Source organism: Metabacillus litoralis, from assembly GCF_020524045.1.
GTDB lineage: Bacteria > Bacillota > Bacilli > Bacillales > Bacillaceae > Metabacillus > Metabacillus litoralis_C.
Genome location: NZ_JAIVKL010000016.1, coordinates 21,553 through 33,639, shown reverse-complemented (window position 1 = coordinate 33,639; position 12,087 = coordinate 21,553). Strand labels below are relative to the sequence as shown.

Genomic DNA, 12,087 nt, shown 5'->3' with positions numbered 1-12,087 from the left:
ATTTAACGGTGCTATATTGGCGGAAAAACAAGAAACTCTTGCTGCACAAATATATTATTCAATAGATATGTTTTACAAAAGAAAAAGCGCTAGTGTTGAAGATCTAATAATACTTTCTTTCTAAACTAAACTAAGTTAAATGAATTTCATGTTGGATATCTTTTCTGAAGATAGGGAGGAAATTCTCTATTATTCTTAAAGTATTAACTTCTTGTAAAATATCTATTAACAAAACTAAGTAAAGGTAGTTAAAACATCTCGTATCTTTGAAATCACTGTGGTTGAGAGGTTTTTTTATTAGAGAAAGAACGAAAGATAAGTGTTATTTATTAACACATCTTGAGGGATAAAACCTAATCTAAACATATCTTTTTCTTCAGCAAAGACCTAGATAGATGAGTCACACATAGTTTCGTAGTACGAAGAAAATGGCGACATAAAACAAGTTCCTATTTATTTCTAGGAACTGGTGTATTCGGGGATTTTCTAATAATAGCTATAAAAGTTCTAGATATCAAAAATGTAATTGTTATCGTATAAAAACTAGTAAATGAACTCCAGCCCTTTTTAAATTTTATTAAACTTGTTCTAGTTTCAAAAAAGTGTTCCACTAAAGTCATTGGTATACTAAAGTAAAGTGACTTCATAAAAATTGTAAGTAAATTGGATGACTTTGTTACTTGATTATAATATACGCAGGCAATGGGATAGAGCAAGTAATCGAATATAAAACTAATATCAAACAACTTGAACAACTTAACTGGATAAGAAATATAGCCTTTTTTTGTAACTAACTTATCTAGAATTGAGGAAAGATATCCTTTAAATAAAAATATTAGCATCCAGTCTTTAACTGGAGGTTTTCTCATTAAATTTAAAAAAGATAACAAACCAAATATCAATAAAAGTCTAAGCGTATTTTTTTCGAATTTATGCATAATTTTCCTTTCAATAAACTTATTAAGTTAATAATAGGTTACCTAATCATAGAGAAATTATTCTTTTGTATATGTCGTAATACGCTTTTACTGGGCACTAAAAAGTACCTGTTTTAGGGGTCTATGTGAATCAATTAAATTTTGGGTCGTTTTACTAAAGATAATTAATAACTCTCTGTCAAGGCTTACTTCATAACCACCTATATAGGCTTTACCCATCTTTATTTTTGGCTCTTTTCTGAACGATTGTTGCTATGTAACCAAAAATTATAGTGAAAACAGTGTTCAGTTTCTTCACTATAAGGGTATTATTTTATGAAGAAAAGATGCCTCCAGACTCTTTCAGTGCTGGTTGCTACAGGTATAAAAGCAAAAAAGTTTGCGAATACAGCCCTAATTTTTGACCCTAGAAATATTCTACAGAGTAGGTGTGTTTTCTAATTCAGTTGTTCTTTAGAGAGCTTCATGATCAACGAATGTCGGGGGTTGCTCTATCCATTCCCGACTTATCATAATGTTCATCCCATCTTCTCCATAGAAACTTGCCTTCCGTATGAAATCAGCATATAAAGCCCCTAGGTCCCTACGCATTGATGTAGACATTCCAACACCATATGAAGATATTCCTAAGTTTGAAATGGTTCCAATTAACACCATCATCAATTGGTTAGAAAAAGGTGCAGTTGTGGAGGTCGATATTGTTGCATCCCATGTTGAAGGGATGGGAACATCACTTTCTACTAAGACATCATGAATATCACGTACGATATCCGTTGAGACTTTTTTGCCTCGTAGAAAGTATTTTCTTAAATCAACATCATTTGTTACTTGAGCAAAAGCCATACACAGATGTTTTCCCATTACATTGTGAAGAGAACATGCTGTCAAATGTGTTACTTCAATTGCCATTAAAGTCCTCTGTCTTCCCACCCAACCAGCAAGGAAGTGCTGTTTATGTAGCATTTCTACATGCTTTGGATATTCCATATTAGGCATACGAATTAGGATTCCCTTGCTTTTCATTGTTTCAATAACACGATTGTTGAGTGATGAGGTATCTTTAAAAAATTGTTCATACAGAGTTCTAACATCCTCTCTAGGTGCGGTTGCTACACCACTCGTGTGGGATGCCAGACCAAACGAACAAATATGTTTTAATAACTCTGCATACATAACATCTGAAAATAACCTAGGTGCATGCGGTATAACATGCTGTTCAATAGGAAAGGCGTGTGGAATGGCAATTCCTTCTTTTTCAAACAAGGTTCTAACGGAAAGCATATGAGCCTCTGCTATATTAAGTGCTTGTTTAAGTATCTGATTAACCTCTGGATCTTCTGCTGTTTCAATAAAGTGAGTCAATAAACAAGATACAATACTGTCATTGGTATATGTGGTCCATAATAATGCTATTTCTGAGCTAGTAAGTTTTACAAACTCCCTTTTGTTCTCCATCTTATCCACTCCATTAATCTAATTTTAAAAGTAGAATTCCCTTATTAAATAATAATTAACACAAATATATAAAAATATAGTAGTTATACTATTACCAAAATAATGTACTTGTATGATTCAATGAGAATTGATTATGAATACAATGGAAAATGAATATAGGTTCGATGTTAGTTGACCATTTATTTATTTTTCGATTAGAGCAATGTATTATTTAGGTAAAAATATAAAAGGTAAAAAATTGTAAAGTTTTGATAGTTAAAAAGAGAAACCCTGATAGAAGATAATATGAACAAGGAATTCAAAAGAAATAGATATAGAGTTACTTTGACGTAAAACCAAATGGTGTTATATCATTAGATGCAATGAAATGAAATCAAATGGCTTTGTTTATGTTTTGAAAAAAGGAGTAATGAAAATGGAAACACTACAAGATATTAAGCAAACAGTTGTATTTGAAGCACCTATACAAATAGTATGGGATACGGTATCAACTTCTGAAGGTATTGAATCATGGTTTATGCCAAATGATTTTGAACCAAAAGTAGGACATGCATTCCATATTCAATCCCCTTTTGGTCCATCTCCATGTAAAGTTTTAGAGGTGGATGAACCAAACAAAATTTCATTTTCATGGGATACAGATGGATGGATTGTATCTTTTCTTCTAAAAGATTTAGGTGAAAAAACAGAGTTTACACTTATACATGGTGGCTGGAAAGCTCCAGATTTTGTTCTCCCAAAAGCAAACGAGAAAAGCTCTGTTATTCGTGAGAAAATGGATAATGGTTGGGTTGGAATTGTTAATGAAGCTCTTCGAAAGGTTGTTGAAGGATAAGTGACAGCAGCAAAGCATGATGTATTTCAAGCTATCGCTGATCCAACTAGAAGAGAGGTTCTTCACTTGCTTGCCAACAACGAATATCAGAAAGCGAATGCCTATAACGGAAATCAACAACAAGGTTTAACAGAACCTACCATATACGTAACTCAGATGGTGAGATGAATTGTTGGAGAAAATTAAAGTATTGCCCAAAAAGGTGTCTTTTGCTATAGGTTTAACTCTAATATTAGGTAGTGGAGTATTTTTATTCTTGTTATCATCTATATTACAGATTAATAACTGGGTTAAGATGATTGTAATAGGAATTATTTTTTTTATTGCGTTCTTATTTATACTAAATGCTTCTGATAAAAGGCGTTCACGCATTGATATGAGAAAGTAACTCAAATTTATTTTCTAACTTACTTATTAGTGAGGTCTCTAAATACATTGATATTCTCAAAAAAAGAAGCATAAGTGTTGAAGATCAAATTTAACATTTTTCTAACTAAACTAAGTTAAATGCCTTTTTAATTGGATACAAAAATGAACAGCTTTGTAAAGAGGGAGAAAACTCCCTACTTATTCTAAAAGTCTTAACTATTAACACAACTATATTTGATTAGTTAAAACGTCTTAATTTCTTGATAGTACTGGAGTTGAGACGTTTTTTATTAGGACATGAACTATAAGATAAGTGTTATTAACACGTCTTGGGGAAGAAGCACCAGATTCTATATCTATTTTTCAGCAACAAAAACATGATTTAGAATTGCCCATTTATTGCGTAGTTCATATACTGCACACCAGAATTTACAAAATTGTAGGGGAAATGAACAATAATTTACTATCTTCTGACAAGATCTAATTAGAAGATAAGGAATATTGTGAAGCTTTTCAATTAAACGGAGCAGACTACACGAATAAAGCATTTGATTATATAATGCTATGCTAAAAGCATGATAAAATAGCCTCTGAAAGAAAGGGAACACAGATGAAAAAGAAATTAATAACTTTTGGAATTGGATTTTTGTTAACGGCTCTTTTATTCGCTGGAACTTTTAAAGTTACAAAATTAACAACCTTTCAATTATTTGGAGAATTAACATACCAAGTTCAAACGGAAAACAAAGTTCTTGCTTTAACATTTGACGACGGTCCGACAAAGAATGTGGATCAGATTCTGCCTTTATTGGATAAATACGAGGCAAAAGCTACTTTTTTCCTTATCGGAAATGATATTGAAAAATACCCTGAAGAAGCAAAAAAAGTGGTGGAAGCGGGGCATCAAATTGGGAATCACACCTATTCACACAAAAGAATGGTTTTAAAATCTCCAGCTTTTATTAAAGAAGAAATTGAAAAAACCGATGAGTTGATTAGAAAATCTGGATATAAGGACGAAATTGACTTTCGACCTCCCTATGGGAAAAAATTAGTGGGGTTACCTTATTATTTAAATAAGCACAACAGAGAAACGATTATGTGGTCTTTAGAACCGGATACATATTACACCAGTGCTGATGAAAAAGTAGATTATGTAATGGATAACATAAAACCAGGATCGATAATCTTACTTCATCCAATGTACGATCAAACAGGTGAGGCAATGGAAGCAATTGAAGATATATTGAGTGAACTTACGAACGATGGGTATAAATTTGTGACTGTGGATGAGCTTCAAAAATTATGAGTTAGTATTAAAATTAATTATCGTTAGTCTTTTCGTTTGGAGAGATATAGTTTGTAAAACAAGGATGATTGTTCAATAGGTATGTATCCCTTTTTCCTTCTTCAAGTAACAGATGCGATTGTTCAACAGGCGTAATAGCTTTTTGTGCTGTCGTGAGCAGGTTGTGAAATAAGAAGAGATGAAAATTATAAAATGACAAATGTTTAAAAAGATAGACCCCCGATATAGAGATAGAGGTCTTTCCAAAAAGGCTTTTTGGGTTATATTGAATAGTTCATCCAATTTCCAAGAGAACCACCCATCTTTTCATAAAATCTTTGGGCTCGGTAATTATCAGTTCCAGTTACCCACCCCATATGTGCATACTCGTTTTCTTTTGTATATTTTTCGCATTGTTTAAACAGTTCTTGGGCTACCCCAGTCCCTCTTGCGTTCTCAACGACAAATAAATCATTCATTACTGTAACTTTATCGGTTTTCGTTGTACTAAAACTAAAATATAATGTTGCAAAGCCGAGAAGTTTACCATCTTGTTCAGCAACGAATTGAATACCTCTCTTCTTTTCCAGTAAAGTGTCAATTAAATTATGTATGTTTTCAATAGGTGGTTTAGGTCTTTTATAAAAATCAACGATATACTGATACATTAAATCGGTCAATTGGTTCATATCATCTTTTTCTACACTTCTGATTATTAAGGACATATTGGTTTCCTCTCCCTTTTTATCTAATAGTAATTTCTATTAAGTTTCCGTCTGCCTGTTGAAGCTTATCAACTGCTTGTAAATCTTCGGCAAGTATCCAGCCTTTTTCTACAACCCAAAATGGATGATAATTAGTAGCTTCTACTACTTGTTGACCTATAAATATCTTATAGGTAATGCCAAAATATGTATACAAAAGAAAAATGTAGTGATACAATTTTCTTATTATAAAAATAGTAAAATAGTAGGGGGATTATATGAAAAGTTATTTCATGAAGTCATTGTTTTTAACTGGATTTATCTTGCTGTTTTCTTTTAACTCTGTTTCCGCATCTACAGATATTGAAGGATCTTATGCTAAAGATGCAATATTGGAATTAGTTGAAAAGGGCATTATTACAGGGGATGCAAATGGAGATTTTAATCCAACAAGTAACATAACGAGACAAGACTTTGCTAGTATCCTAGCAAAATCACTTGAATTAGACTCTTCAAATTCGTCAGTTACTGCTACGTTTTCAGATGTACCAGTTGACCACTATTCTTATTCGTATGTAGAGGCTGCTGTAAAAGCTGGCTTGATAAGTGGAACTGGGGAAGGTAATTTTGGAATTGACGCAAATCTAACTCGTAAAGACATGGCAACTATTTTAGTACAAGCATTAGGAGCTGACGCGACTAGTTATGGAGACAAGTTAACATCTGCTGATCAAGATAGAATTTTAGAGTGGAAAAGAGACTCAGAGGCTTATGCTGATGACCTAGGATTCTTGATTGGTGAGTCGTCTAACAGTTTTAATCCTCAACTGGTTCAAAGAGAACAAGTTGCTTTAGTTGCCAATAAGTATTTTGTCAAAAAGAGTCAGTAAGTATTCTTCAAAGTATACTTAATTCAAGAAATTCGAAAAAGCCCCTCCATAAATAAAATGGAGGGGCTTTTAAATGGGGTAATTCATGATGTTTGATTAGTTAAAGGATTTATTTATTCACATATCAAAGAAATCTTTTCTATTCACTTCATAACCAAAACTTTTCAAAGCTCAATCAGCATTTGTAGCTATATTTTAATCAAGATTTATTTCAAAACTACAACACATTGTAACATAATATTTTTTGAAATATTAGTAAACATGTTGTAAAAGAGGGAGGGAACACCATGTTATTCCAAATGAGTAACTTCGTTTAAAATATTTATTAACACAACTAAATCATTCTCAATAAAACGTCTAAATCTCACGAACGTTAGGTATTTAGACGTTTTTCAATTACATTGGGAACTAACGAAAATTGTTAATAACAGATTTTTTTGAACAAAAACCTAATCATATCTTTCTTCGGCAACTAGCATCTAGCCAAATCCATTTATTGCGTAGTAGACGTAAATTGCAACATAAGTAATAAGTAAAACCTCTTTTAACAAGAGGTTATGTATAAACTTATTTATCTTGTGCAATCTCTTTTCTATTTGGAGCAAGTGGTGGTTGTTCTAACCATTTATTTTTTGTCATTAGATCAAACCAATCTTTTGTAACCATCAGGTTCTTTAAAATTATTTTTTCGTAATTTAATACAAGATCTGATCTCATAGCAGAAGCTAACCCTGCTCCATGATAATTTTGGGCAGCCTGTAATAAAAAACCTATGTGATACAACATTAATTTATCTGAGAAGGGAGGATCTTGGGAAGTAGTAACTTCAGATTCCCATGACATGGGTACAGGTAAATTGTCTCCATTTAGAATTTTCCCTAGAGATTGGATCTGGTTATTAGATATTTTTTCGGTATTTCTTAAAAATTTCCTAACTTCAGTATCTTGTGTTACTTGACTAAATCCTATTGAAAGTGACTTTTCCAATATTTTCTTTTTTAAGTTAAGAGAAAGTGCAATTATTTCTGTTGCAGCTAAAGGACGTTTGCTTCCAAAAAATCCATCTGTGAATTTTTGTCCTAATACAAATTCAGGACTTGATTCAGGATAAAAGGTAGGGTCTCTTTGGAAATGACCTTTTTCAAGTAATAAATCAGTTGTTTGGTGATACATTCTTTTTGCTTCATTATTACAAGAATCATAAAATTCTCGTAAATCTTTTCTAACTGAAGAACTAAGAGATGTAGAATGCCCTAAAAGTCCGTGTAGAGAAACGATATGTAAGTAATGTAAACAAAATATGTCTGAGAATAGTCTTTTAGTTCCTTTATTAAGATCTGACTCATTAAATCCAATTGGAATCGGAAAACCTTCATTTTCAATAAAAGAAGTAATTTTTTTCTTCTGTTTTGCAAATGTATTAATTGCATCTTCAAAAAGTAATTTTATTTGTGTATCTTCAATTACCGAAAACATATGTTTGTTTATAATATCAACTGCAGTTCCATTAACATATTCACCCCACAGGGTACCTATTTCAGCAGATGTGAGTTTTAAATCCATAATTATCACCTCTAGTAAATGTTACCCAATTAATGGGCGATTTATAGGTGAGGCTTTATAAAATAGTAAAATATAATAAGTTATAGGCAGTAAAAGGGAGTTCACAATTTGCTAAAAGATTGCGTCAGTTTGGAGTGAACATTACCGAATCTTTGTTACTTTCTGGAGCTGAAACAATTTACTATGCAGATGTAAAAGTATTCGGAAATAAATTAAAATAGCTGCGTCAATCAAGAAAATTTTCAATTAAAGAAGTCAGTAGACAAATTGGTTGGTGGTATTGTTGTATAGAAGAATGTGAGAACGGTGAACCAGTTAGTCTTGATTATTTATTAAGTAAGGATATGAAAGAAATCAACAATTAACTTTATATTAGTTATGCTGCACACATCTAATATAGATCACTAGATTTATGATAATTTTAATTTTTGATATTCCATGATAAGTTCATCTAAATCTTGACTGATAAAAACTGTTGTAGGATGATGTAATCCAAGAAGTTTACCTTTTTCAATTAAATCAATGCGTTGTTGATTAATTCTTACAAGTAGTACATTCTCCTTGTTTATAGGTAATAAAGTAACAGTGTTCAATTTATTTTCTCCTTTGAAATGGTAAGTTATTGGTACTATATTACCTATTTATTAATAAAATGTAAATACTTTGTAAATTCACAAGGTACACTTTAATTCTCAATTCAAGAATACTACGCAACAGAAAGAAATCTTCAGCATCGAAGCACGAATGTTGAAGAATAATGAGGTTCAGTAGAAGTAGAAATAATGCCACTTGACGGAAAATCACTAATTGATGCTTTTTGTTCTGATAATCGACTCATATAACACCAATTTTTTATAATTTCCCCATATTTAACTATCATCGGTATTTTATAAGAGCTTAGAAATGATCAATGATTAATCTATACTAATGAGAAAATGAACCAATGAAAATAACATTAAGGCTCATATGCTTTTTAAATTAGGATGTTTTCGAAACTTTTTTTCCTTTAAATAAGCAAAACAATCAGCACTGTATTAAGTCTAGTGGCATCTTTTCTTCATAAAACTGTATCCTTATAGTGAAAAAACACTGTTTTTACTCAAAATCTGGGTTGCATAGCAACAATCGTTCAGAAAAGAGCCTTATATACAATCGACTTGATCTGAAAATAAAAGACTATTGTTCTAAATTCAATGTTTTTTATTTTTTTTATTTTTTTATGATATAATAAAATAAAAAATGTAAAGGGGATTATCTGTGGCAAAGAAGGTAACTATTCAACAGATTGCAGATTACCTTGGAATTTCTAATTTTGTAGTATCTAGGGCTCTATCTGGTAAAACTGGAGTAAAAGATGAAACAAGAGATAAAGTATTTCAAGTTGCATCACAATTAGGTTATTTCACACAAAAAGGTATTAACAATTCAGATATAAAAAAAGAAAATGTTGAAGATAGTATAGATAATAATAGTGTATTAATAGTAATGCCGAATATACGAAGTCAGTTAAAGGAATCCATATACTGGGGGCCGATAATAAAAGGTATTTCAGATACACTCGAGAATTTGAACCTGGGCATGATAATCTTAACTGAAAACAATTTTAAAAGTTTGCCTCGTTCTCTTAATCCTGAAGGTTTCATGGGATTAATAGGTGTAGGAGAGGTTGCAACACAGATCATACTAGAAGTACAAAATAATGGAGTGCCTGTTGTGTTAATAGATCATGAAGATAAGCTATACCCAACAGATACGGTCTTTTCAAATAACTTTGATAGCAGTTACTTGCTTGCAAATTATCTTATAGGATTAGGTCATAGTCATATTCAATTTGTTGGTAATATAAATTATTCTAGGAGTTTCTTTGATAGATGGCTGGGTTTTAGGACTGCATTAGAAGAAAATGATACACCAATAAGTAATGAATTTTATGAATTGATTAAAGATGACAGCGCTGAAATGTTTATTGATATTAAAGCTTGGCTACTAAAACTTAAAGCAGAGGGTAATAAATTACCAACAGCTTTATTCTGTGCTAACGATTCTATTGCTTTGCACGTTTATAAAGTTCTAGAGGAGTTAGATATTAGGGTTCCGGATGATATATCTGTTACAGGATTTGATAATATTGAGGATTCTTATTTGTTAAAACCAACTTTAACAACTATTGATGTACCTAAAGAAGAGCTAGGTAAAAGAGCAGTTAGAGCTCTACTTAATAGAATTGACATAAAAAATGCACCTAAAGAAAAAATCATTGTCTCAAGTGAACTATTACTAAGGGAATCTGTTTTATCTTATAAAAAAGAAACAGAGTAAAATATTGAAAGGCTATTATCATTGAGATAATGGCCTTTTTTATTTAATCAAGGCTGTTTTTGTAAACTTTGTTGCTTTAACAACTCCAAGTAAACAGCACTATACAAAGCATAGTGGCATCTTTTCTCCATAGGATCGTACCTATTTTGCTATAACACAATGTTTCTACTGAATAATTAGGTCAATTAGCAAAAATCTTTCAGAGAAGAGCCTTAATCAAAAAGTAAAAATCTTATTTATTTCACTAGATTTTATTATTTTTAGATTAACAATGTTTTATTTTGTTAGTTATCTTATATTTTTATTTATTTTTTATCATAAAATATATTGACAGGAAAACGCTATCAAAGTAAACTTTAATTGTAAGAAAGAAAAAATAAATAACTAGGGGGAGAAAAGTTGAATAAAAAAAAGTATTATAAGCCTTTTACATTATTATTAGCCGTTTCACTTTTTGCAGGATGTTCTAGTAATAATACTTCTGAACCAAGTTCTGAAGGAAATGGAAAGTCTGAGAACACAATTGGTGGAGAGATTACAGTATTGACCAACAGAACTGACCTTGTTGATACAAAACTACCAGAGTATGCAGAAGAATTTAATAAAACTTATCCAGATGTAGAAGTGAATTTTGAGGCATTAACAGACTATGAAGGACAAACAAAAGTAAGATTGAATAGTCAAGATTATGGTGATGTATTATTAATACCCTATATGCCAAGAAATGAGTTACCACAGTTTTTTGAACCACTAGGAAAAGAAGAAGAATTACTAGAAAAATATCTATTTGCTGATGAGTATTCATATGAAGGCACAACCTATGGTATTCCAGTCCAAGTTAATACTTACGGAGCAGTTTATAATAAGAAAGTATTTGAAGATGCAGGAGTGAAAGAATTACCATCTACTCCACAAGAATTTTTAGATGCAATGAAGAAAATTAAAGAGAATACTGATGCAATTCCTTATTATACTAACTTTTCTGCAGGTTGGCCTTTAAGTGATTGGGAGAATCAAAGATTAGCAATTGCTGGTGAAGGAGACTATGTTTCTCAAAAGATGCCTCACATTGATGACCCATTAGCTGAAGGTAGACCACATCACACGTTATATAAATTAATGTATGATTTAGCAAATCAAGATTTAATTGAGGAAGATCCATTTACAACTGATTGGGAACAATCAAAGCAAATGCTAGCAGATGGTGAAATCGGAGCCATGTTCTTAGGGGTTTGGGCTGTTTCACAAGTGCAAGCTTTGTCTGATAACCCAGAAGATATTGCTTACATGCCTTTCCCATTTACACATGAAGATGGCTCAAGGTACGCTGCAATGGCTGGAGACTACAAGATGGGAATTAATAAATATTCTGAAAATAAAGAAGCTGCTAGAGCTTGGTTAGACTGGTTTATTGATGAATCTGGATTTGCAGTAGAAGCTGGAGCAATTTCCCCTGTTAAAGGTGCTGAATTACCTGAATCTTTAGCAGATTTTGAAAATGAAAATGTTCAATTTATCGAAAATCTACCTGCAAAAGAAGGAGAAGAAGATTTATTTGGTAAGCTTGACCAGGAAAGTGAAGTAGGTTTTGGTATAGATGCGTTTAAACAAAGAATTATCGAGGCTGGTATTGGCAATAGAGACGAAACATATAAGGATATTACAGATGAATTAAATCAAAAATGGAAAGAAGCAAGAGAAGAATTAGGTGTTGAATAAAAGATAA

11 protein-coding genes and 1 pseudogene are annotated in these 12,087 nt (G+C 31.6%); 6 read left to right on the top strand and 6 right to left on the bottom strand.

What is annotated here, in order from left to right; translation table 11 throughout:
- Positions 1 to 449 precede the first annotated feature (449 nt).
- Both LC076_RS24415 and LC076_RS18955 read right to left on the bottom strand, forming a co-directional pair.
- On the bottom strand, positions 450 to 869 hold the full coding sequence (locus LC076_RS24415; RefSeq protein WP_319005559.1) for a CBO0543 family protein: 420 nt from the start codon (positions 867 to 869) through the stop codon (positions 450 to 452).
- Between the two features lie 522 nt (positions 870 to 1,391).
- Positions 1,392 to 2,393, bottom strand: coding sequence for a DUF3231 family protein (locus LC076_RS18955; RefSeq protein ID WP_226670659.1), 1,002 nt, complete (start codon positions 2,391 to 2,393; stop codon positions 1,392 to 1,394).
- Positions 2,394 to 2,802: 409 nt separating this feature from the next.
- Here LC076_RS18955 and LC076_RS18950 point away from each other — a divergent pair, with 409 nt between their 5' ends.
- From LC076_RS18950 to LC076_RS18940, 3 genes and pseudogenes are all read left to right on the top strand, one after another.
- Positions 2,803 to 3,228 (top strand): SRPBCC family protein, encoded by a 426-nt coding sequence (locus LC076_RS18950; protein ID WP_413466011.1) that lies wholly within the window; start codon positions 2,803 to 2,805, stop codon positions 3,226 to 3,228.
- A pseudogene (locus LC076_RS18945) lies at positions 3,229 to 3,312 on the top strand (transcriptional regulator); the annotation flags it as partial. It abuts the gene before it with no gap.
- Between the two features lie 895 nt (positions 3,313 to 4,207).
- Entirely contained in the window at positions 4,208 to 4,906 is a 699-nt protein-coding gene (locus LC076_RS18940; protein ID WP_226670657.1) for a polysaccharide deacetylase family protein, read from the top strand.
- A gap of 260 nt (positions 4,907 to 5,166) precedes the next feature.
- Here LC076_RS18940 and LC076_RS18935 read toward each other — a convergent pair whose 3' ends face one another.
- Positions 5,167 to 5,610: a GNAT family N-acetyltransferase gene (locus LC076_RS18935; RefSeq protein ID WP_226670656.1), complete on the bottom strand. Its 444-nt coding sequence runs from the start codon at positions 5,608 to 5,610 to the stop codon at positions 5,167 to 5,169.
- A gap of 19 nt (positions 5,611 to 5,629) precedes the next feature.
- Complete coding sequence (locus LC076_RS18930; RefSeq protein ID WP_226670655.1) at positions 5,630 to 5,827, bottom strand: hypothetical protein; 198 nt, start codon at positions 5,825 to 5,827, stop codon at positions 5,630 to 5,632.
- 40 nt (positions 5,828 to 5,867) lie between these two features.
- Between LC076_RS18930 and LC076_RS18925 the strand changes: the two genes are divergently transcribed.
- Positions 5,868 to 6,479, top strand: coding sequence for an S-layer homology domain-containing protein (locus LC076_RS18925; protein ID WP_226670654.1), 612 nt, complete (start codon positions 5,868 to 5,870; stop codon positions 6,477 to 6,479).
- A 567-nt stretch (positions 6,480 to 7,046) separates the two neighbouring features.
- Here the strand turns inward: LC076_RS18925 and LC076_RS18920 are convergent.
- The gene (locus LC076_RS18920) at positions 7,047 to 8,042 is read right to left on the bottom strand and encodes a DUF3231 family protein (protein WP_226670653.1); all 996 of its coding nucleotides are present in this window, start codon (positions 8,040 to 8,042) and stop codon (positions 7,047 to 7,049) included.
- A 410-nt stretch (positions 8,043 to 8,452) separates the two neighbouring features.
- A complete protein-coding gene (locus tag LC076_RS18915) occupies positions 8,453 to 8,635 on the bottom strand; it encodes an aspartyl-phosphate phosphatase Spo0E family protein (RefSeq protein ID WP_226670652.1) in 183 nt (60 codons plus the stop codon).
- 664 nt (positions 8,636 to 9,299) lie between these two features.
- Here LC076_RS18915 and LC076_RS18910 point away from each other — a divergent pair.
- Both LC076_RS18910 and LC076_RS18905 read left to right on the top strand, forming a co-directional pair.
- A complete protein-coding gene (locus tag LC076_RS18910) occupies positions 9,300 to 10,361 on the top strand; it encodes a LacI family DNA-binding transcriptional regulator (RefSeq protein WP_226670651.1) in 1,062 nt (353 codons plus the stop codon).
- Between the two features lie 399 nt (positions 10,362 to 10,760).
- The gene (locus tag LC076_RS18905) at positions 10,761 to 12,080 is read left to right on the top strand and encodes an ABC transporter substrate-binding protein (protein ID WP_226670650.1); all 1,320 of its coding nucleotides are present in this window, start codon (positions 10,761 to 10,763) and stop codon (positions 12,078 to 12,080) included.
- Positions 12,081 to 12,087: the final 7 nt, after the last annotated feature.